This window comes from Kineobactrum salinum, from assembly GCF_010669285.1.
GTDB classification, from domain to species: Bacteria; Pseudomonadota; Gammaproteobacteria; order Pseudomonadales; family Halieaceae; genus Kineobactrum; species Kineobactrum salinum.
The window spans coordinates 1,398,065-1,419,914 of record NZ_CP048711.1; the positions used below are offsets into that span (position 1 = coordinate 1,398,065).

Here is a 21,850-nt window from a genome sequence, read left to right on the forward strand (position 1 = left end):
ACCACCCATTTGAGTAGAGGGTTATGCTGCCTGTAGCAGCCGGGCCGGAGGTATCCCTCCTATAGCTGTATTGGGTCGCTCGTTATTGTATTCCCATAGCCACTGTGTCGCTAATAGCTGGGCATGGGCAACGCTGCTGAACTCATGCAGATCCAGCCATTCATGTCGCGCGGTCCGGTTGAAACGCTCCACATAAGCATTCTGAGTTGGCTTGCCCGGCTGGATATAGATCAGCGTTATCCGGTTCTTGTTCGCCCACGCTACCAGCGACTGCGAGATATATTCCGGCCCATTGTCACAGCGAAGTGCCGCTGGCTTTCCACGCCATTCAATGATCTGTTCCAGTGCGCGAATCACGCGTGAGGCAGGTAACGACAAGTCTACTTCAATCCCCAGACCTTCACGGTTGTAATCGTCAATCACGTTGAACGTGCGAAAGCTCTTGCCGCTGACGAGCTGATCACTCATGAAGTCCATGGACCAGACCTGGTTCGGCGCAGTCGGAACATCCAGTTCGCCTGGATAATCCCGCTTGATCCGCCGCTTGGGCTTGATGCGCAGGTTTAGCTCGAGCTGTCGGTAGAGGCGGTAGACCCGCTTGTGATTCCACGGGTAGCCCTTCACGTTGCGCAGATACAGGAAGCACAGCCCGAAGCCCCAGCGCTTGTGGGTTTGCGTCAGCTTTAGCAGCCATTCGGCAATCAGGGCATTCTCGCCATCCAGCTTTGCCTGATAGCGATAACAGGTCTCGCTAATGCCGTACACCACACACGCCAGCCGGACACTGATGCCATGTTTGGCCACGCCTTTCCTGGCCATCTCCCGGCGTTGAGATGGCCTTACAACTTTCCCTCGAGGGCTTCCTGGCGCAATTCGGCCTTGATCCGCTCTTCGGCATACATCTTCTTCAGGCGAGCATTCTCGGCTTCCAGCTCCTTCAACCGCTTCATGAGCGGCGCGTCCATCCCACCAAACTTTGCGCGCCACTGATAGATCAGTGCCGTGCTGACGTTGTGCTCGCGGGCCAGATCCGCGACCGGAACGCCCGCTTCGTGCTGCTTCAAAACCGCCAGTATCTGGCTGTCGGAAAATCGAGACTTCTTCATGCATCGCTCCTTCTGCGATCATTATAAAAGCCTCTACTCAAAATCTCGATTATTTTCTGGGGGGATTACAGTATAACGCTCGCAATAAGCGCGAGGAACGAGTGTCCGGCGACCGCAGGGAGCGAACTTAATTGCTTGGTTATGTTTCGTCACTCTCGAAGCCGGTTCTTGTAAACTGCCTCAATTTTCCGGACAGCATTCTGAATCTGCTGAGTGAATTTATCTTCATCATTTACGTAGTAGACAATTTCATCATTCTTAGCAACACGGTCGGGGCTCCGGTCGACTTGCGCACCAGGTCCTGCGTAAGCGCCCTTTAACCAGAAATGGAGCCAAATTTCAGAGTGGAGCTTCCCTATTAAGTTTTGAATTGCATCGAAGTGGTCTTGCCCCCCCATATGGCTCTTGCTTCAAGAGCCAAAGTTCTCAATTCAGCTCGCTTTTCATTCAGCCTCTGCAACCGTTCTGCATAGATTCGCTGTTCTTCCTCAAGGGTTCTACCCTCCTCAACTCCCTCTTTTCGCAGGTGAAGCATTGGACTCCTTACTGCCTGAATCGCGTCCTCAATCTTGTACGTTGTTGTTAGAATGTTCTTCGCGACTTCAAACTTGGAAGTCCCATGAAGCTGACGCCGCCAAGTATTCAAACCGAGGATACCGATTGCCAGTGCCCCCACAGTACCAATTATCGCTACGACCTCCTTTGTAAGACTGATGTCTGCCGATGTAAGGCTCAAACAGATGCTCAAAATTATCCCCTAGAAACATAACAGTCTATTTATGAGGCCTTCGGCCTCATAGTAAGTATTAGAAGGTATAACTTTTAATCTGAATCCACCATTTCGCCAGCTCCAAGTAGCTGATACTACGAGCAAAAACCTTCAGATCTAGCATCGCATCCGAATTAACAGGTATTCCGTTTCGCTGCCGGAACATTCAAAAGGTACTCCCACCAAAACAGCGCAGGACAGAGCATAGGAATCCGACATCTCTCAAGACTATTTCCATAGTCCCCCGGCTGCCCATACCTCGTCGCGACGAAACCCAGACCCACAACGGCGATCGCAATTCCCCAAGGCCCCAGCCCGCCCACTTCGGCTTCTTAGGATTCCCCAGTGGGGAGTATACCGTTTTGAGACCAAATGTCCGCAAGGATCCCAGCGGTTGGCTTTGTTAAGGCTCACGACCCACCCCCCTCCCTCGTCTCAATCCAATGAATCACCGCACTCTCATACCAGCCGACCGACCTGCCTCCGGTCAGTTTGATCTGCCTGGGGAAGTGCCCCCTGGCGATTTCGGCATAGATGGTCGAGCGGGACAGCCCGGTCATCGCCTTGACGTCCTTCAATCGCAGAATTCGCTTGGTCATCGTTCGGCTCCTTGGTTATGCATTGGGCTGAGTCTGCCCGGCCCGGTCTAGATACCGCAGTAGACAGCCACGATCTGCAGCCGGGTGTGGCCGAGTTCCTGGCTGATGGTGAGGCGTGCCCGCTCGTCCTTATCCCGTTCCGCTGCGCTGAGGGTATTCCGGCTGGGACCGCCCGCATGGGGGCAGGGCCAGCCAGTCAGGTCCTGGTAGCGCTGCTGGGCATAGGCGTGGCGCAGTCCGTGCAGCTTGGAGAGCCCGGCGTTGGCCGTCTGGCGTTCATAGATGCGCAGTTGCTGGATGTACAGTCGCCCCCGGGGGATCAGGGAGCCCGAACCCGCCAGGCGTTTGGCGTCGGCCAGCACCGCCCGCTGGGTATCGGTGAGAATGGGCACGCTGCGGGCCCGGCCGCCCTTGGTCCAGCTGGACTTGAGCTGCAGGTAGTCTCCCTGGTCGCTCCAGCGCGGCTGAATCTTCAGCGCCTCTTCCCGGCGCAGGCCAAACGCGGCCTGCAGCCGCAGGCTGGTGCGCACATAGGGGTCCTTGATCAATTCCAGCTTGTCAGCGGTCAGTTCGCGCGCCTTGCTCGCCTCCCCTATCAGCTTTCTGTCGGGTATGCCGTAGTGGTCGTTGCTGCGCGCGACCACGTTCTGCTTGTTGACCTTTTCCGCCCACCAGCGCAGGCAGCTCATCCGGTTCTTTATCGTGCCGGGGTTTAGGCCCTGTTGCAGCCAGGCCTGTACCAAGGCCTCGACATGTTTGGGTTTCAGGGAGCGGGCGCCCATCTTGCGGTAGCCGAGCTGGTGCAGCTGATTGGCAATCGCCGTCAGCTGGCGCTCGCGGCCCGCGCGGGTGCTGTAGCTGCCTTCGCGGCTGTGTCGGCACAGGATTTTCAGTTGGTAGTTCAGGTCCTGCATGGTGCTGTTCCTCTCGGTTAGTGGTTCTGATCTCCTGCCAGCCGCAGCTGGGCGGGGCCGCTTGCGCGGAGCGATCACGGGACACCAATCCCGGTTGACCTGAATGTGTCTGGCCATAGACAGCACGGTGTGTTTTCGCAGAAAACTGGCCCGTGCAAACCAACGGTTAGTCAGCCCAAGGCTGGGTGGAATTACCTCCTGAGTGAAACGGGCAGAACACGCTGACCGCCAGCGCGCTTGCGTGGTTAAAAAAGCAATGAGCGGCCGAGGACAGGGCCCCCGACAGCAACTGCGGCGTTTGAACAAATCCCTGGAAGAGCGGGATGGGTTGGAAGGTGCGGCGACCCAGGCTGCGGGGCACCGTGATGGTTCGAAGATGGACCCGGTCATCACTGACCGTTGCGTCGAGGAAGGCCCTGGGCGACGCGTTCAGCAGATTCCGATACCACCGGAATCCGCCCTACCCCGTTTACGAACGCAAGGTGGGGTCTTCCTTGCCACTTTACCGTAGTGGCCACGGGTAAATTCTGTTGCTGGGGGTACTATAGAACAACAGATAATGCGGCTGCCACAATAAACCCGGTCTACTTGCGGCGGGGTTTTTTTTCGTCGTGCCCTGGCGGGGTTAGTGGTTCCTGTCTAACCATCTGCGCAGTGCACGGATTGCGCCGGGATGCGACAGGTTGGGCCGATCCTTGGGTGGGATTCCCGGGGAGCAGGCTGCTGCGAGCAAGGGTAAATTGGGACAACGGCGGAAGTCGATGCCTACGTCACTACCCGCTTTCGCTTTATAGTGACGTAGGCGGCGGTCGCCTCACGTCTGCTCTTTCCGGCGGGCTCGGCCAGTTCCGGGCATCAAATTGGATGGAATTGGGTGGGTAAATGGATGGTTGCGTGCACACCGACACCCTGATCATTACGCCCTGCCTCAGTCCTTGTCTACCGCTGGCTCCTGCAGCAGGATGAAGTGTTCAATCAATCGGATCATCAAAGTTTTCTGATCCGGCAGGCTCTCCGCCACCAGCAAGGCAAGGGCCACCAGGGTATTGTCGTTGATTAACTGCTCTACCGGCTTCGCCAGCAACGCCTGATTGCGACGCAGGTACCACAGGAACAGGAAGGAGCCGCAGCGCTTGTTGCCGTCGGCCAGCGGGTGGTTCTTGATCACGAAGTACAGTAGGTGCGCGGCACGGGTGGCTACGTTGGGATAGAACAGCTCGTCACCGAAGCCCTGCTCAATCGTAGCCAAGGCCGACGCCAGACCCTCACCACGCACCTGGCCGAACAGTTCCGTGGCCTCGCCCTTGGCGATCAGGGTCTGCTTGAGTTTCGCGATGGCGGCCAGCGCTTCATCCAGCAACAGCACGCGCATGTCGGGTTGCTTGATGCCAGTCTCGGCCAGCTGTTGTTCGTCATAGCCCTGCAGTAGACTCCAGGAGCGGGCATAGTCGCTGATAACCCGGGCCACGGCGTCGCCTTCCGCGGAAACCAGTCCCTGACTGGTCAGGGTGCGGCTCAAGAGGTCCAGGGCCTGCTCGAACTCGATACCGCGCTCGGCCAGGCGCCGCTGGTTGAGAGTGTAACCCTGGACCAGGTGGTCCTTGAGCACCCGGGTGGCCCACTGTCGAAATTGCACACCGCGCTGAGACTTGACTCGGTAGCCTACGGAAATGATGACATCGAGGTTGTAGTAGTCGATCTGGTAGGTCTTGCCGTCTGCGGCAGTTGTTGCATTTTTTGCAACAACTGCCTCCCGCTGGAGTTCGCCCTCGTTGAACACGTTGCGAAGATGGCGGGAGATGACCGACTTGTCGCGCTCGAACAATGCCGTCATCTGGTCCAAGCTCAGCCACGCCGTATCCCGCTCCAGCGCCACCTCCAACTGAGCGCTGCCATCCTGGCTGGTGAATATCTGTACTTGTAGATCACTCATGGCTTCAGAATGTCACTGAACCAGCTGCCGTCAGCCTGTAACCGACAGTGTTGGGAATAGCCATATCCATTACTCCTCTCAGTGATAGTCACACACTTCCACCTCAAAGGCATCGCCATCATCGAATCAATTGCGTCCGGGATGAAGCCCGCCTCATTGAGGATCGGGGCCGCGGGGCGCAGCCCGGAACAGGCAGACACAAAAAAGCCCTGTAAAAACAGGGCCTTATCGGACGTTTCAGGACTTTCTCGGACCTTCCTGGACGATTCAAATGGTGCCGAAGGCGGGACTTGAACCCGCACGAGCAATGCCCACTACCCCCTCAAGATAGCGTGTCTACCAATTCCACCACTTCGGCAATAAAACAATATTGACCTGCTAGTCCTGCAGGTCGTCTTCCAGTTGCGGCAGCTCGTCGCCGACGGGCTCCGCTGTCGGGGCGGCATTATCCACTACCGGGACATCGGAATCCAGCCTCCGGTCAACGCGCTCCTCGGAGGTCGGTATGACCAGGCCCAGGTCATCGTCGGCCGGGCGGGTCTTCTGTGTCGCCAGCAGGGCAAGGCCAAAGCTGCTGACAAAAAACAGCACTACCAGCCAGGCGGTCGCCCGGGTCAGCACGTTGGTGCTGCCGGCGCTGCCAAACAGGGTCTGGGATGCGCCCGCGCCGAATGAGGCGCCGACGTCGGCGCCCTTGCCCTGCTGCAACATGACCAGGCCGATGATGGCCAGGGCAACCAGCAGATGGACTACCAGGATTATCTGTTCCATAAAACCATGTGCCCCGCGGGGCCCTCATTCATTCTGTTGCCACCTTGCAGTGGCGTTTAGCCGGCGGCCGCTATGATCTGCCGGAATTCCTCGGCATCCAGGGACGCCCCGCCCACCAGGGCGCCATCTATGTCCTGCTGACCAAACAAGGCCGACGCGTTGGCGGCTTTTACGCTGCCGCCGTAGAGCAGGCGGACGCGCTCGGGTATCACGCCCTCGCATTGCACCAGTTCCTTGCGGATAAAGGCGTGCATCTGCTGGGCCTGTTCCGGGGTCGCGGTCAGGCCGGTACCGATGGCCCAGACCGGCTCATAAGCGATCACTATATCCGTCAGGCTGGCCTGCTCCGCCAGCGCCGCGTGCAATTGCGAGGCCACCACCAGCTGGGCCTCACCCGCTTCACGTTCTTCCTGTGTTTCGCCCACACACAACACCACGCGCAAACCCGCAGCCAGTGCCGCAGCCAGCTTGGCCGCTACCAGGCCATCGGACTCGGCATGGTACTGGCGCCGTTCCGAATGTCCCAGAATCACCCAGCGGCAGCCCAGGTCCACCAGCATCCCGGCCGACACCTCGCCGGTGTAGGCACCGGAGCGCATGTGGCTGCAGTCCTGGGCGCCCACCGCTATTGACGACGGTTCGCACACGTCCACGGCCTGCTGCAGATGGACAAAGGCGGGACAAACCACGACTTCTGCCGCCGACTCCTGCTCAGGGCGGATGAGAGCGTCAAGCAGTTGCCCGACACTGGCCCGGGAACCGTGCATTTTCCAGTTACCCATGACGAGTGGACGACGCATCAGCAAACCCCGGCGGCGAAACGGGCCGCAATATTACCCAAGTTATGTATTACTTACAAGGCGCGCGGCCGCTACCACGGCAGGGTCCAGCGCCCCACTTATCTGCCCCTCAGGCACCGGCCAGCGCGGCCTCGACCTGGCCCGCCAGGTCGCCGCACAACTGCCTGACCTCGGCGGCGTCCTCGCCCTCGACCATCACCCTGACGAGTGGTTCAGTCCCCGAGGGACGCAGCAACACCCGGCCGCGGCTGCCCAGCTGGCGCTCCACCGCCGCTACCGCGTCGTTGACGGCGGGCAGTTCTGTCAGTTCAAACTTGCCCACCATCGGTACATTGATCATGGTCTGCGGACACTTGCGCATGCCGGCGCGCAGTTCCGCCAGGCTGCGCCCGGATTCCTGCATCGCCACCAGCACCTGCAGGGAGGCGACAATGCCGTCCCCGGTCGTGGTGAGGTCGGCGCAGATGATGTGGCCGGAGGATTCGCCGCCCAGGCGCCAGCCCTGGGCCTCCATCATCTCTTTTACGTAGCGGTCGCCGACCCTGGCGCGAACCAATTCCAGGCCGATGTCGCGCAGGGCCAGCTCCAGTCCCAGGTTGGACATCAGCGTGCCGACCACACCGGCCTCGGCTTCGCCGCGGGCGAGCCTGTGGGCGGCGATGATAAACAGCAGCTCATCCCCGTCCACCAGCGAGCCGTCGCTATCCACAAACAACACCCGATCGCCGTCGCCGTCGTAGGCGATACCCAGGTCTGCCCCGCTGTCCTGTACCAGCCGGGACAGCGCGGCGGTATCGGTGGAGCCGACGCCCTGGTTGATATTGAAGCCGTCGGGCGTGACCCCCAGCGGCACAACATCGGCACCCAGTTCCGCCAGCACATTGGGGGCGATGTGGTAGGTGGCGCCGTTGGCGCAGTCGACGGCGATGCGCATGCCGCGCAGGCTGAAGTGTTCCGGTGCCGTGGACTTGCAGTATTCGATGTAGCGCCCCGCAGCGTCGGCAATACGCACGACCTTGCCGATGTCACGGGATTGCGCCACCTCCAGCCGGCAATCCAGCTCCTGCTCAATGGCGTGCTCGACATCGTCGGGCAATTTGGAGCCGGCAGCCGAAAAGAACTTGATGCCATTGTGAAAGAAGGGGTTGTGGGAGGCACTGATCACGATCCCCGCCACTGCATTCTGGGTGCGGGTCATCAGCGCCACCGCCGGCGTGGGCATGGGGCCCAGCAGTTTGACATCGACCCCGGCCGCCACCAGCCCGGCCTGCAGCGCAGATTCAAACATGTAACCGGAGACGCGGGTATCCTTGCCGATGATAACGGTGTTGTGGCCGCCGTTGTGCCCCTGGCGGGCGAATACCCGGCCGCTTGCCCAGCCCAGCTTGAGCATGAAATCCGGGGTGATCGGGGCCTCACCTACCGTGCCGCGAATGCCGTCTGTGCCAAAATAGCGCCTTGTCATTGTTGTTCCCATTCTGTCATGGCCGTCCACATCGCCAGCACATCCATGGTTTCGAGTACATCGTGCACCCGGATTATCGCGGCGCCACGCTGGGCCGCCAGCAACGCCAGCGCCAGGCTCGCCGGCAGGCGCTGCTCTACATCGCGCCCCAACAGCTTGCCTATCATTGACTTGCGCGACAAGCCTGCCAGCAGCGGCAGGCCCTCCTGCGCCAGCTCCGGCAACCGCTGTAGCAGCTGAAAGTTGTGGGCCACGGTCTTGCCAAAGCCGAAGCCGGGGTCCAGCAGCAACTTGCCCCGGGCAATGCCGGCGGCCTCGCAGGCCGCCACCCGGCTGGCCAGGTAGTCGCGCACCTCGGTGACCACATCCTGGTAGACCGGTGCCTGTTGCATGGTACCGGGCTGGCCCTGCATGTGCATCAGGCAGACCGGCAAGCCGCTGGCTGCCGCTGCCGCCAGCGCGCCGTCGACGCCCAGCGCCCGTACATCGTTGATCAGGCCGGCGCCCGCCGCCGCGGCTGCCCGCATCAGTGCCGGCGAACTGGTATCCACGGAAATGATCACGTCCAGTTCGGCGGCGATACGCTCCACCAGCGGCAGCACCCGGTCCTGCTCCTGCTGCGCCGATACCGGGGCGGCACCCGGGCGGGTGGATTCACCGCCGACATCGAGAATGCTCGCACCCTGCTCACAGAGCTGGCGGGCCCGCGCCAGCGCGCGGTCCAGATCCAGCCGCTCACCGCGGTACAGGGTCCCGCCATCAGAGAAGGAGTCGGGGGTAGTATTGATGATGCCCATGACGCGGGGGCGGGAGAGGTCCAGCAAACGCCCGGCACAATCCAGTACCGGGCGGGCGGGCGGCGTCATATCAGGGCGAGGCCGGTCAGTGTTCGCCCGCGGGGCCGCCTATGGGACTGGCGACGTCTTCCTTGCTTTTGTCATCCTTGTCCCCGCTGCTGGCGTGAGCATCTGTCTTGTCGCCGCCGCCTGCGCTACCGTCCCAGTCACTGGGTTCACGCGGTTTGCGGCCGGACATGATGTCGTCGATCTGGTCCGCGTCGATGGTTTCGTACAGCATCAGCGCCTCGGCCATCGCATGCAGCTTGTCCTGATTTTCCTCCAGGAGGCGCCGCGAGGTGTCGTAGCACTCGTCGATGATGCGCCGGACCTCCTCGTCGATCTGCTTCGCGGTCTCGCCGGATATCGCCTTGGCCGCATGCCCTGCGGAACGGCCCAGGAACACCTCCTCATCCGACTCGTCGTACATCAGCGGCCCCATTTTTTCCGACAGGCCCCACTTGGTTACCATCTTGCGGGCAATTTCAGTGGCGCGCTGAATGTCGTTGGCCGCACCGGTGGTCACGCCGTCCTTGCCCAACGTCATTTCCTCGGCAATACGGCCACCGAACAGGCTGCAGATCTGGCTGATGATATGGCGTCGGCTGTGGCTGTAGCGGTCTTCCTCCGGCAGGAACATGGTCACGCCCAGGGCGCGCCCGCGGGGAATGATGCTGACCTTGTAGACCGGGTCGTGCTCGGGCACCAGCCGGCCGACGATGGCATGGCCGGCCTCGTGGTAGGCGGTATTGCGCTTCTCGTCCTCGGACATGACCATGGATTTGCGCTCGGCGCCCATCATGATCTTGTCCTTGGCCTGTTCGAACTGGTTCATGCCCACGGTGCGCACCCCGCTGCGGGCGGCCACCAGGGCGGCCTCGTTCACCAGGTTGGCAAGGTCCGCGCCGGAGAACCCGGGGGTACCGCGGGCAATCTTGGAGGGCACCACATCCTCGGCCAGCGGCACCTTGCGCATGTGTACTTTCAGGATCTGTTCGCGGCCGCGAATATCGGGCAGCCCCACCACCACCTGGCGGTCGAAGCGGCCCGGGCGCAGCAGCGCCGGATCCAGCACATCGGGACGGTTGGTGGCGGCAATCACGATCACGCCATCATTGACTTCGAAGCCGTCCATTTCCACCAGCAACTGGTTCAGGGTCTGTTCGCGCTCATCGTGACCACCGCCCAGGCCGGCCCCGCGATGGCGGCCGACGGCGTCGATCTCGTCGATGAAGATGATGCAGGGCGCCTGCTTCTTGGCCTGGTCGAACATGTCCCGTACCCGGGAGGCGCCCACGCCGACGAACATCTCGACGAAGTCGGAGCCGGAAATGGAGAAGAACGGGACCTTGGCCTCGCCGGCAATCGCCTTGGCCAGCAGGGTTTTACCGGTACCGGGCTGGCCCACCATCAGTACGCCGCGCGGAATGCGGCCGCCGAGTTTCTGGAAGCGGCTGGGGTCGCGCAGGAATTCCACCAGTTCCTGGACATCCTCCTTGGCCTCATCCACGCCGGCCACGTCCGCAAAGGTGGTGGTGATCTGGTCTTCGCCCAGCAGCCGCGCCTTGCTCTTGCCAAAGCTCATCGGCCCGCCCCGGCCACCGGCGCCACCCTGCATCTGGCGCATGAAGAACATGAAGACGGCGATGATGATGAGGATCGGGAAACTGGCCACCAGCAGCTGGGTCCACACGCTCTGCTGCTCGGGCTTGCGCCCGATCACCTCGACGTTGTGCTGCAGCAGATCGTCGATCAGCTTGGGATCTTCCACCATCGGCCGGATGGTTTCAAAACGGGACCCATCAAAGCGCTCGCCGTTGATGGTGAGGCCGTCCACCACCACTTTCTTGATCTGGTCGTTCTGGATTTCCTCGATAAAATCAGAATAGCCCACCTGCTGGGTGGGACTCTGCATGTTGAAATTGTTGAATACCGACAGCAGAACCGCCGCAATCACCAGCCATAACAATAAATTTTTTGCCATATCATTCAACGCTGCTTCCTCACCATAAGGCCACCCGCTGCGGGTGGGCGTGACAGCATCTTGCTCCTGTAGTATAGCCGGATATCAGCCGCGCTCTGTGCGGGGCCACATATTGCTGCAAACAAAGACTTCCAATGTACTATAGATGGGCCTGTCGCTCCATGTTTCAAGCCCCCTCGAACGCTCGGGCGACGATATACACCTCCCGTGACCGCGGCCGCGAGGCCTTGGGCTTGCGCGTCAAAACCTTGCCGAAGCTGCTCTTCGCATCGCGAAACAGCGGTTCGAAACCCTCCCCTGGAACACCTTGGCCACAAATGAGCCGCCCGGTGCCAGCACCCGCCGCGCCATGTCCAGCGCCAACTCCACCAGGTATATAGACCGGGGTTGGTCCACTGCGTTCACTCCGCTCATATTGGGCGCGATATCGGAGATCACCACATCCACCGGCCGCGGGCCCACCGCCTGCAGGATCTGCTTAAACACGGCCTCGCCGGTAAAGTCCCCCTGGATGAATTCCACCCCCTCGAGGCTGTCCATCGGCAGGATATCCGAGGCAATCACCCTTCCGCTGCGCCCCACCAGGCGGGCCGCCACCTGGGACCAGCCGCCCGGGGCGCTGCCCAGGTCCAGCACTGTCATGCCCGGCTTGATCAAACGGTCTTTTTCCTGCAATTCCAATAACTTGTAGCAGGCCCGCGAGCGGTAGCCCTCGCGCTGCGCCCGCTGCACGTAGGGGTCATCTCGGTGTTCCTTCAACCAGGCCCTGCTGGAGGCTGTCTTTTTGGCCATTGCTGCCCTTCCATTGCCGGCGCCATGGCCGCTGCTATGCCGGGAGCGCCGGCTTGTGTAGACTACGCGCCCCCGAAAACGGCTATTGTACCGTGGAACCCCTATGAACAAGAAAGCCATCCAGGACAACAAACAACTGCGCGCGATCGGCCACAAGCTGAACCCCGTTGTCACTATCGCCGGCAACGGGCTCAGCGAGACCGTGCTGCAGGAGATCGAGCGCGCCCTGCAGGACCACGAGCTGATCAAGGTCAAGCTCGCCGTGGGCGATCGCGACACCCGCAGCGCGCTGACCGCCGAACTGTGCGAGCGCACCGGCGCCGAACTGGTACAGAGTATCGGCAATGTAGCGCTGATCATGAGACGGGCAAAACAACCCGATCCGCGCCTGTCGAACCTGATGCGGTTACTGTAAGCTGGCAGTCCTGCGCCCGGCACCAGCGGGGCGTACCCGGTCGGCTGGCAGAATCTGGATATGGGCGAATTGCTGGAGTTTCCGTCGCAGCGGGCACAGGGCCTGGCCTACCTGGACCGGGAACTGCGCAAGCTGCTGGCCGCGCGGGGCGCCGATCAGGCGCTGATCGACTTTGCCGCCAGCCAGCTCACCGGTATCTATGCCGAATTGAGCGAATCCGAGCACTACAGCTTTGCGATCGAGTTGCCTGCCGGCCTGCCGGAAGCGGAGCGGGACGCGCTCTACCGGCAGATCAACGACGGCCTGGCCGGCCTGCGCCGGGAAAACCATGCCCTGATGATCCGGCTGGTGGCGCGCCTGGTCCTCACCGAACTGCGGCTGTTCCAGCACGAGCGGCCCGATTAGTGCTGGCATAGGGTGCGTTGACGAAGGAAACGCACCGGATACGGCCCGAAAGCGTGGCCCATGGTGCGCTTCCTTCGTCAGCACACCCTATGGAGTTTGGGCATGCGGCCTTCGTCAGCACACCCTATGGAGTTTGGGCATGCGGAAAGAGGTGAACAAGGCTTAAGTAAGTGCCATTCCGACCAGCACCCGTCAGATGTGGTGCACCTTGTCGATTTCGTACTCAATGTCACCCGCCGGCGCCCGCACCACCACGATATCGCCCTCTTCCTTGCCGATCAGGGCACGGGCTATCGGGGAGCTGACCGAGACCAGGTTGTTCTTCACGTCGGCCTCATCGTCGCCGACGATGCGGTAGCTCACGGTGGCGTCGGTTTCCACATTCACCAGGTCGATAGTGGTGCCAAAGATCACCTTGCCGCTGGGGCGATAGTGGTCACGTCGATGACCTGGGCGTTGGCCAGCTTGTTCTCGATGTCGATGATGCGGCCTTCGATAAAGCTCTGCTGCTCGCGGGCGGCGTGGTACTCGGCGTTTTCCTTCAGGTCACCGTGTTCACGCGCGTCGGCAATGGCCTGGCTCACCCGGGGCCGGTCCACCCGCTTGAGACGCTCCAGTTCCGTCCGCAGCATCTGCTCGCCACTGACTGTCATGGGCACTTTGCTCATACGCCGATACTCCTGTGCAGGTCCTGCAACCTGCGCACTGTCTTGTCTGTTTCCAGCTTCAGGGCCATGCACATTGCCTCGGCCGCTGCCAGGGTGGTGGTGTAGAACACGCGGTGTTGCTCCGCACTGGCACGTATCGGGGCCGAATCAGTCGTGGCACGGCGACCTTCGGTGGTGTTGATGATCAGGTGCGCTTCGTCGTTCTTGATCATATCAACAATGTGCGGGCGTCCTTCAAGTACTTTGTTGACCCGCCGCACTTCCAGGCCGGCGGCCTCCAGCGCATTGGCCGTGCCGTTGGTGGCGGCCAGGCTAAAGCCCAGCTCGACCAGCTGACGGGCCACCAGCACCGCGCCCGGCTTGTCGACATCGCGCACGCTGATCAATGCGGTACCGCTGCGCGGCGGCGGCTCGCCGGCGCCCAGCTGGGCCTTGGCAAAGGCGCCGGCAAAGCTGTCGCCGGTGCCCATCACCTCGCCGGTGGAGCGCATCTCCGGTCCCAGGATGGGATCCACCCCGGGAAACTTGTTGAACGGCATCACCGCCTCTTTCACCGAATAATAGGGTGGAATGATTTCCCGGGTAAAGCCCTGCTGCGCCAGGGTCTGCCCGGCCATGCAGCGGGCGGCCACCTTGGCCAGGGAGACGCCGATGCACTTGGATACGAAGGGCACCGTGCGCGATGCCCGCGGGTTGACCTCGATCACGTAGATCTCGCCATCCTGCCAGGCCAGTTGCACGTTCATCAGGCCGACGACGCCCAGTTCCAGCGCCATCTGCCGCACCTGTTCGCGCATGGCATCCTGCACGTCGGCGGCCAGATTGTAGGGTGGCAGGGAACAGGCGGAGTCGCCGGAGTGAACCCCGGCCTGCTCGATATGCTGCATGATGGCACCGATCACCACCTGTTCGCCGTCGCTGACCGCGTCGATATCCACTTCGATGGCCGCGCTTAAGAAGCTGTCCAGCAGCACCGGCGCGTCGTTGGACACGTGCACCGCGTCGCGCATGTAGCGCAGCAGGTCCTCCTCGCGGTAGACGATTTCCATCGCCCGGCCACCCAGCACATAGGAGGGGCGCACTACCAGCGGATAGCCGATGCGGGATGCCGCCTCAATGGCCTCGTCGATGCTGCGCACGGTGATGTTGGCGGGCTGCTTCAGGCCCAGCTTCTGGATCATGCGCTGGAAGCGCTCGCGGTCCTCGGCGCGGTCGATCGCGTCCGGGGTGGTGCCGATGATCGGCACGCCGTGGGCCTCCAGGTCCCGGGCCAGTTTCAGCGGCGTCTGGCCGCCAAACTGGACGATCACGCCGACCGGCTGCTCCAGGTCGATGATCTCCAGCACGTCCTCCAGCGTGACCGGCTCGAAATAGAGCCGGTCCGAGGTGTCGTAGTCGGTGGACACCGTCTCCGGGTTGCAGTTGATCATGATGGTTTCGTAGCCGTCTTCGCGCATGGCAAGCGCCGCGTGCACACAGCAGTAATCAAACTCGATACCCTGGCCGATGCGGTTGGGGCCGCCGCCGATCACCAGGATCTTGTCACGGCTGGAAGCATCCGCCTCGCACTCCTCCTCGTAGGTCGAGTACATGTAGGCGGTCGCGGAGGCAAATTCGGCGGCGCAGGTATCCACCCGCTTGTACACCGGGCGCACTCCCAGCGCCTGGCGGTGCTGGCGCAGGTCAGCCTCCTCCACGCCCAGCAACACGGCCAGCCGCGCGTCGGAGAAGCCCTTGCGCTTGAGCCGGAACATGCGCTCGCGGTCGATATCCGCCAGCGCGACCGGCTTTAGCGCATCCTCGGTGGCAATCAGGTCCTGGATCTGCACCAGGAACCAGGGGTCGACGCCGGAGTAGCGGTAGACTTCATCCACACTCATGCCGGCGCGGAACGCATCGCCGATGTACCAGAGGCGGTCCTCGGCGGGCGTGGTCAGCTCGGCAATCAATTCGACGCGGACCTCCGGATCCTCGACATCCAGCTTGTGCTCGAAGCCGGCAGAGCCCACCTCCAGCCCGCGCATCGCCTTCTGCAGTGACTCCTGGAAGGTACGGCCGATGGCCATGACCTCGCCCACCGATTTCATCTGGGTGGTCAGGCGCGGGTCCGCGGCGGCGAACTTCTCGAATGCGAAGCGCGGTATCTTGGTGACGACATAGTCGATGGAGGGCTCGAATGACGCCGGGGTACTGCCGCCGGTAATATCGTTTTGCAGCTCGTCGAGGGTGTAGCCGATGGCCAGCTTGGCCGCCACCTTGGCAATCGGGAAGCCGGTGGCCTTGGAGGCCAGCGCGGAAGAGCGCGACACCCGCGGGTTCATCTCGATGATGACCATGCGGCCGGTTTTCGGGTCTATCCCGAACTGGACGTTGGAACCGCCGGTCTCGACGCCGATCTCACGCAGCACCGCCAGCGAGGCGTTGCGCATGATCTGGTATTCCTTGTCGGTCAGGGTCTGGGCCGGCGCCACGGTGATGGAGTCGCCGGTGTGCACCCCCATCGCGTCGAAGTTCTCGATCGCGCAGACGATTATGCAGTTGTCCTTCTTGTCCCGCACCACCTCCATCTCGAACTCTTTCCAGCCGATCAGGGATTCATCGATCAGCAGTTCCTTGGTGGGCGACAGGTCCAGGCCGCGGGTGCAGATCTGCTCGAACTCGTCGCGGTTGTAGGCGATGCCGCCACCGGAGCCGCCCATCGTGAAAGAGGGTCTGATAATGCAGGGAAAGCCGATCTGGTCCAACACCTGGAAGGCCTCTTCCATGCTGTGGGCCAGCGCGGCGCGCGGCGTTTCCAGGCCGATACGCTTCATCGCCTGGTCGAACAGCTGGCGGTCCTCGGCCTTGTCGATGGCCTCCTTGGTGGCCCCGATCATCTCCACCCCGTACTGTTCCAGCACACCCTCGCGGGCCAGGTCCAGGGCACAGTTCAGCGCGGTCTGGCCGCCCATGGTGGGCAACAGCGCATCGGGCCGCTCGGCCTCGATGATGCGCGCCACCGTCTGCCAGACAATGGGCTCGATATAGGTGGCGTCCGCCATGGCCGGATCGGTCATGATGGTGGCCGGGTTGGAGTTGACCAGGATGACCCGATAGCCCTCCTCGCGCAGTGCCTTGCAGGCCTGGGCGCCGGAATAGTCGAATTCGCAGGCCTGGCCGATGACGATGGGGCCGGCGCCGAGAATCAGGATGCTTTGTATATCAGTTCTCTTGGGCATGGCTAATCAGTGTTTCCCGGCTCTGGCTGCTATCAGCTCGATGAAGTGATCAAACAGGGGCGCGACGTCGTGGGGCCCGGGGCTCGCTTCCGGATGGCCCTGGAAGCTGAAGGCGGCCTTGTCGGTGCGGTGTATGCCCTGCAGGGTGCCGTCGAACAGGGATTTGTGGGTCACCCGCAGCGTCGCCGGCAGGCCGGCCTCGTCCACCGCAAAACCGTGGTTCTGGCTGGTGATCATCACAGTGCCGTCGGCCAGGTTCTGCACCGGGTGGTTGGCGCCGTGGTGGCCGTGGCCCATCTTCACGGTGCGGGCGCCACTGGCCAGCCCCAGCAGCTGGTGCCCCAGGCAGATGCCGAACACCGGCACATCCGTCTCCAGCAGCTCCTTGATGGCCGTGATCGCATAATCACAGGGCTCCGGATCGCCGGGGCCATTGGACAGGAACACACCGTCGGGCTGCAGCGCCAGCACCTCGGCAGCCGGCATCTGTGCCGGCACGACCGTGACGCGGCAGCCGCGGTCCACCAGCATCCGCAGGATATTGCGCTTGATGCCGTAATCATACGCCACCACGTGCCAGCGCAGTTCCGCCGCGGCCCGCTCACTGTGGCCGCTGCCATGCTGCCAGCTGCCCTCGGTCCAGCAATAGGACTCCTTCACCGAGACTTCCCGCGCCAGATCCATGCCCTTGAGGCCGGCAAAGCCGCGCGCGTGAGCCAGTGCTGCCGCTTCGTCGATATCGGCACCGGCCATCAGGCAGCCGTTCTGGGCCCCTTGTCCCGGAGGATGCGGGTCAGGCGGCGGGTATCGATATCGGCGATGGCGACTACGTTGCGGCGCTGCAGATAACTCTGGAGATCTTCCTGGTTGCGGTAGTTGCTGGCCAGCAGCGGCAGGTCGCGGATCACCAGGCCCGCCGCCCAGATGGTGCCGGACTCCTCGTCCTCGGTATTGGTGCCGGTATTGCCGATATGGGGATAGGTCAGGGTGACGATCTGGCGGGCGTAGGAGGGATCGGTGAGGATTTCCTGGTAGCCGGTCATGGCGGTATTGAATACCACCTCGCCGACGGAGATGCCGTCAGCGCCTATCGCCACACCTTTGAAAACGGTGCCATCTTCAAGGGCCAACAGGGCTGGACTGGACAAGTACACCTCCAAGAATCAGCGGCAAACCTTTGCTGCGGGCGCCCGAAAAAAAGCGAGATGGGAAGACCACATCTCGCTGTTTTTCATAGAATCAGCTCTGGTTACTCACAGGAACACACGGTGCCCGGGGCGCGGTCCGGGCCAGTGAAATCTGACGCGGAATTGTAGGGGATCGCCTTGCCGCTGTCCAGCGAAGCCACGTGCTGCCGGTGATATACACACAATCCACAAAAGCGGTTGCTTGTCGGCGCCAGCTTCCTATGATGCCATTGTTAGTCCTTTGCTCACGAGACCCCTGCATGTGCCGCACCGCGCACCGGGCCGGGCCCCAATCCGGATGCCGGATCCTCCTCCCGGTCGAGACCCCGCCGTGACCTCCTCCCGCCTGTCCCGGGGTCAGTTGACGGTGCTGATCCTCGCCCTGATGGCAACCGGTATCGGTCAATCGCTGGTGTTCGCGATTCTGGCGCCGCTGGGCCGTGAGGTCGCGCTGGGAGAATTGCAGATCACCTCCATCATCGCCAGTTCCTCGCTGGTATTCGCGCTGGCGGCGCCGGTCTGGGGCAGGTTCAGCGACCGGGTGGGGCGCAAGCCGGTCATCATTACCGGCCTGCTGGGCTACACCATCGGCACCCTGCTGTTCGCCAGCGTGTTCCACCTCGGCCTGCTGGGAGTGGTCAGTGGTCTGTCGCTGTGGGGCCTGCTGTTGCTGGCACGCTGCAGCCAGACCCTGGTGATGTCAGCCACCAACCCTGCCAGTGCCGCCTATGCCGCCGACCACAGCACCAGCGAACAGCGTACCCGCACCATGGCCCGCCTCGGCACCGCCAACAGCATGGGCACCATTTTGGGTCCCGCCGTCAGCGGGGTGCTGGCAACGCTGGGGCTGCTGGCACCGCTGTACTTCGCCGGCGGCCTGGCGGCCCTGGCTGCGCTGCTGGTGTGGCGCCAGCTGCCGCCCACACCCAAGCGGGAGCTGGGCCAGCACCACAGCCGGGTGCGCCTGCGCATGTATGACCGGCGGGTTGTCCACCTGCTGGCCAGTGGCGTGGGGCTGTTCATCGGTTTTTCCGCCATTCAGCAGACGCTGGGCTTCCAGCTGCAGGACAAGCTGGCACTGAGCGGCATCCAGACCGCACAGATGACCGGCGCTGCGCTGATGATCTCGGCCAGTTTCACGCTGTTGGTACAACTGACCCTGATGCAGCGGCTCAAGCTGCGGCCCACCCAGTTCGTGCGCCTGGGGTTACTGGCCCTGCTGTGTGGGGCCGCCCTGCTGGCGGGGACTTCGCGACTGCCGCTGCTGGCGGCCGGCATGGCCTTCCTCGGCACCGGCCTCGGACTGTGCATGCCGGCCATCTCGGCCGGTGCCTCGCTGGCAGTCAACCCGGAAGAGCAGGGTGCGGTCGCGGGACTGGTCAGCGCCTGTCCCGCCATCGGCTTCGTGGTGGGACCAATCTGTGCCGGGGCGCTGTACCAGGTGCATGGCCCGCTGGCCCCGCTGTTCAGCGCTGTGGTGTTCTTCCTCGTCCTGGTGATGCTGGCGCTGCACGAGGGCCGGCAGCGAAGCGCCTGAGAATTCGGCCAGCATTCGGCGCTGCATCCGCGTACAATTACGCGGGGCGGGCCCCGCCCAGCCGCGCCCGCTCCTGCAACCCATGGGTTTGAAGCATGACCACGCAAACACATGTGCCGTTCACCATTGTACTTGCCCTCGCGGCAACGCTGATGATCGGCCCCTTCTCCATCGACACCTATCTGCCGGCATTTCCGCTGATGGCGGACAGCCTGGGGGTGGACATTCACGCGGTGTCGCTGAGCATCTCGGTGTACATTTTTAGCCTGGCCATCGGCCAGCTGGTGGGCGGGCCGATGTCAGATCATTTCGGCCGCCGGGGAGTATTGATCGGTGGACTCCTGCTGTTTGCCGGAGCCAGTTTCGGCCTGGCCTTTTCCCAGAGTCTGAACGCACTGTTGCTGGGGCGCGCGCTGCAGGCCTTTGGCGCGGGCTGGGCAGTGGTCTCGGTGCCGGCGCTGGTGCGCGACCGGGTGCGCGGCCAGCAGGCCGCCAAACTGTTTTCCATGATCGGGCTGGTGATGATCGTGGCGCCGGGAATTGCCCCCGGCATCGGCAGCCTGCTGCTGCGACTGGGCTCCTGGGAAATCATTTTCGTGTTTCTGGGACTGTACGCGCTGGCGGTAATCCCGCTGTTGCTGGTCACTGTGTTCCGCGGCCCCCGGCCTCCGGCGCCGGTGCGCGACGCTGCCGGTCCGGGGGTGCTGGCACGGTACCACGCCGTACTGAAGACCACGCCGGCCCTGCCCTTCATCGGCTGGCAGGCGGCGACGTTTTCGGGGCTGGTCCTGTTTGTGACCTATGCCTCTTATATCTACCAGATACACTTCGGGCAGTCCAAGGACGCCTTTGCATTGCTGTTTGCGCTGAACATCGTAGCGATGTTCAGTTTCAATCTGTTGAATCGCGTGCTGCTCAGTTACGTCACCTCGCTGCGTATTCTGCAAGCCGCGACCGTGGCACAGGCCGCCGGCATGGTCGGGCTGCTGTTCAGCGCGACGCTGGACCTGCCGCTGGCGGCCTTCGTGGTCTCGATGATGCTGTATGCCGGCTCGCTGGGGGCAATGTCACCCAACAACAATGCCTGTTTCCTGGAACACTTCAGTGGCAACAGCGGTTCAGCCGCCGCGCTGATGGGAGCCACCACCTTCGGCATCAGCGGTCTGCTCAGCGGCCTGACCACGCTGCTGCCCCACACTCTGGTCACCATTGTGCTGAGCATGTCGGGCTGCGCGCTGGTCAGCTTCAGCTTTATGCTGTTGTCACTGCGCCGCCCGCGCTGAGTTAAAGGGCACCCCAGGCCGCGCGGTAGATTGCCAGTGCGTCGTCATGGCCGACCTCGCGCGGATTGTTGACCAGCAACCGCTGCTGCTGCATCGCGTCGCGCGCCAGCAGCTCCAGATCCTGTTCTGCCACACCCGCCTGCTGCAGGGTGGCCGGCAAGCCGATGGCCGCAATCAATTCCCGCAAAGCCTGCACCAGCGCCGCTGCCCGCGCCTCCCCGGAGCCCTGCGCGGCGGGTGCGACGATAGCCGCCAGTTCGGCATAGAGCTCCCAGGCTGTGGGCATATTGAATTCCAGCACCGCCGGCAATACCAGGGAATTGGTGAGGCCGTGGGGCAGGTGGTAGTGGCCACCCAGCGGATAGGCAAGCGCATGCACCGCCGCCACCGGGGCGTTGGCAAAGGCCTGGCCCGCCAGGCATGCCCCCAGCAACATCGCGCCGCGCGCGTCGCGATCGCCACCCCGATGCACGGCCGTATGGATATTGCCGCCCAGCAATTGCAATGCCTCCCGCGCCAGATTGTCGGACAACGGGTTCTTGCGAAGGCGGGAAGTGTAGGCCTCAATCGCATGTACCATCGCATCGATCCCGGTCATCGCAGTCACTGCCGCCGGCAGACCCAGGGTGAGATCGGCGTCCAGTACTGCCACGTCCGGCAACAACACCGCGCTGGAAATACCCGCCTTGGTGGTCTCGCCGGTGGTGACAACCGCCACCGGGGTCACTTCCGAGCCTGTGCCCGCCGTGGTGGGCACCAGCAGCAGCGGCAGGCGCCCGCCCCCGACCTGGTCTACGCCATACAGCTCCGGCAGGGACTGCGCTCCTGCCAGCAGCACCGCCACCACTTTGCCCACATCCATGGAGCTGCCGCCGCCCACCGCAATGACCCCGTCAACATCGGCGGCGCGCCCGGCCGCGGCGGCGGCCAGCACCGTCTCCTCGGGGGATCCTCTCGGACCTGGTCGAACAGGGTGGCCGTCAGTCCCGCCGCAGCCAGCGCCTCCACTACCGGTTGCACCAGGCCAATGGCGACCAGGCCGGGATCAGTGACCAGCAGTGGCTTCAGAACGCCGAGCCGCCGGCAGCTCTCGGCCAGGTTCAGCGCGCTGCCCGGCCCGCATTGCAAGTGACTCACCGTATTGAATTGAAAGGGCTGCATCGTCGGC

Annotated in this window: 16 protein-coding genes, 1 tRNA gene and 4 pseudogenes; 4 read left to right on the forward strand and 17 right to left on the reverse strand. The window is 62.7% G+C overall.

Annotated elements, in window-relative coordinates; translation table 11 throughout:
* Nucleotides 1-21: 21 nt before the first annotated feature.
* From G3T16_RS05940 to rlmE, 12 genes and pseudogenes are all read right to left on the reverse strand, one after another.
* Nucleotides 22-1,106 (reverse strand): IS3 family transposase gene (locus G3T16_RS05940; protein ID WP_163494008.1). Its coding sequence is split into 2 segments (ribosomal slippage): nucleotides 22-845 and nucleotides 845-1,106, totalling 1,086 coding nucleotides; the frame shifts between segments, so codons are not numbered across the junction.
* A 358-nt stretch (nucleotides 1,107-1,464) separates the two neighbouring features.
* Entirely contained in the window at nucleotides 1,465-1,854 is a 390-nt protein-coding gene (locus tag G3T16_RS05945; protein ID WP_197911924.1) for a hypothetical protein, read from the reverse strand.
* A gap of 431 nt (nucleotides 1,855-2,285) precedes the next feature.
* Nucleotides 2,286-2,474, reverse strand: a complete 189-nt coding sequence (locus tag G3T16_RS05950) for a helix-turn-helix transcriptional regulator (RefSeq protein WP_163494258.1) — start codon at nucleotides 2,472-2,474, stop codon at nucleotides 2,286-2,288.
* 47 nt (nucleotides 2,475-2,521) lie between these two features.
* A complete protein-coding gene (locus G3T16_RS05955) occupies nucleotides 2,522-3,388 on the reverse strand; it encodes a phage integrase N-terminal domain-containing protein (RefSeq protein WP_163494259.1) in 867 nt (288 codons plus the stop codon).
* A 928-nt stretch (nucleotides 3,389-4,316) separates the two neighbouring features.
* Entirely contained in the window at nucleotides 4,317-5,321 is a 1,005-nt protein-coding gene (gene rhuM, locus G3T16_RS05960) for a virulence protein RhuM/Fic/DOC family protein (RefSeq protein WP_163494260.1), read from the reverse strand.
* 272 nt (nucleotides 5,322-5,593) lie between these two features.
* Nucleotides 5,594-5,679: transfer RNA gene (locus tag G3T16_RS05965), tRNA-Leu, on the reverse strand.
* A 20-nt stretch (nucleotides 5,680-5,699) separates the two neighbouring features.
* Nucleotides 5,700-6,092, reverse strand: coding sequence for a preprotein translocase subunit SecG (secG, locus tag G3T16_RS05970; protein ID WP_163494261.1), 393 nt, complete (start codon nucleotides 6,090-6,092; stop codon nucleotides 5,700-5,702).
* Nucleotides 6,093-6,148: 56 nt separating this feature from the next.
* Nucleotides 6,149-6,892 carry a triose-phosphate isomerase gene (gene tpiA / locus G3T16_RS05975; RefSeq protein ID WP_163494262.1) on the reverse strand — a complete coding sequence of 248 codons (744 nt, stop codon included), beginning with the start codon at nucleotides 6,890-6,892 and terminating at the stop codon, nucleotides 6,149-6,151.
* Between the two features lie 109 nt (nucleotides 6,893-7,001).
* On the reverse strand, nucleotides 7,002-8,357 hold the full coding sequence (gene glmM, locus G3T16_RS05980; RefSeq protein WP_163494263.1) for a phosphoglucosamine mutase: 1,356 nt from the start codon (nucleotides 8,355-8,357) through the stop codon (nucleotides 7,002-7,004).
* Nucleotides 8,354-9,223 carry a dihydropteroate synthase gene (folP, locus tag G3T16_RS05985; RefSeq protein ID WP_232059285.1) on the reverse strand — a complete coding sequence of 290 codons (870 nt, stop codon included), beginning with the start codon at nucleotides 9,221-9,223 and terminating at the stop codon, nucleotides 8,354-8,356. Before folP ends, glmM begins: the two co-directional genes overlap by 4 nt.
* Before the next feature lie 16 nt (nucleotides 9,224-9,239).
* Nucleotides 9,240-11,177: an ATP-dependent zinc metalloprotease FtsH gene (ftsH, locus tag G3T16_RS05990; protein WP_197911925.1), complete on the reverse strand. Its 1,938-nt coding sequence runs from the start codon at nucleotides 11,175-11,177 to the stop codon at nucleotides 9,240-9,242.
* A gap of 166 nt (nucleotides 11,178-11,343) precedes the next feature.
* A pseudogene (gene rlmE / locus G3T16_RS05995) lies at nucleotides 11,344-12,089 on the reverse strand (23S rRNA (uridine(2552)-2'-O)-methyltransferase RlmE).
* Here rlmE and G3T16_RS06000 point away from each other — a divergent pair.
* A complete protein-coding gene (locus G3T16_RS06000) occupies nucleotides 12,073-12,384 on the forward strand; it encodes a YhbY family RNA-binding protein (protein WP_163494265.1) in 312 nt (103 codons plus the stop codon). The pseudogene rlmE and the gene G3T16_RS06000 sit on opposite strands and share 17 nt — an antisense overlap.
* Before the next feature lie 60 nt (nucleotides 12,385-12,444).
* A complete protein-coding gene (locus G3T16_RS06005) occupies nucleotides 12,445-12,789 on the forward strand; it encodes a hypothetical protein (RefSeq protein WP_163494266.1) in 345 nt (114 codons plus the stop codon).
* 192 nt (nucleotides 12,790-12,981) lie between these two features.
* On the opposite strand, the pseudogene greA reads toward G3T16_RS06005, so the two are convergent.
* The 3 genes and pseudogenes from greA to carA all read right to left on the reverse strand — a co-directional run bounded on the left by greA (nucleotide 12,982) and on the right by carA (nucleotide 17,823).
* A pseudogene (gene greA / locus G3T16_RS06010) lies at nucleotides 12,982-13,457 on the reverse strand (transcription elongation factor GreA).
* On the reverse strand, nucleotides 13,454-16,675 hold the full coding sequence (carB, locus tag G3T16_RS06015) for a carbamoyl-phosphate synthase large subunit (protein ID WP_163494267.1): 3,222 nt from the start codon (nucleotides 16,673-16,675) through the stop codon (nucleotides 13,454-13,456). The pseudogene greA and the gene carB overlap by 4 nt, the downstream one beginning before the upstream one ends.
* 6 nt (nucleotides 16,676-16,681) lie before the next feature.
* Nucleotides 16,682-17,823, reverse strand: a pseudogene (gene carA, locus G3T16_RS06020) (glutamine-hydrolyzing carbamoyl-phosphate synthase small subunit).
* Nucleotides 17,824-18,193: 370 nt separating this feature from the next.
* Here carA and G3T16_RS06025 point away from each other — a divergent pair.
* Together G3T16_RS06025 and G3T16_RS06030 are read left to right on the forward strand one after the other, a co-directional pair.
* On the forward strand, nucleotides 18,194-19,399 hold the full coding sequence (locus tag G3T16_RS06025) for an MFS transporter (RefSeq protein WP_232059286.1): 1,206 nt from the start codon (nucleotides 18,194-18,196) through the stop codon (nucleotides 19,397-19,399).
* A 95-nt stretch (nucleotides 19,400-19,494) separates the two neighbouring features.
* A complete protein-coding gene (locus G3T16_RS06030) occupies nucleotides 19,495-20,682 on the forward strand; it encodes a multidrug effflux MFS transporter (RefSeq protein WP_163494269.1) in 1,188 nt (395 codons plus the stop codon).
* A 1-nt stretch (nucleotide 20,683) separates the two neighbouring features.
* Here the strand turns inward: G3T16_RS06030 and G3T16_RS23330 are convergent, their stop codons facing one another.
* Both G3T16_RS23330 and G3T16_RS23335 read right to left on the reverse strand, forming a co-directional pair.
* Complete coding sequence (locus tag G3T16_RS23330) at nucleotides 20,684-21,280, reverse strand: hypothetical protein (RefSeq protein WP_456298666.1); 597 nt, start codon at nucleotides 21,278-21,280, stop codon at nucleotides 20,684-20,686.
* A 99-nt stretch (nucleotides 21,281-21,379) separates the two neighbouring features.
* Nucleotides 21,380-21,843: pseudogene (locus G3T16_RS23335) on the reverse strand (iron-containing alcohol dehydrogenase); the annotation flags it as partial.
* Nucleotides 21,844-21,850: the final 7 nt, after the last annotated feature.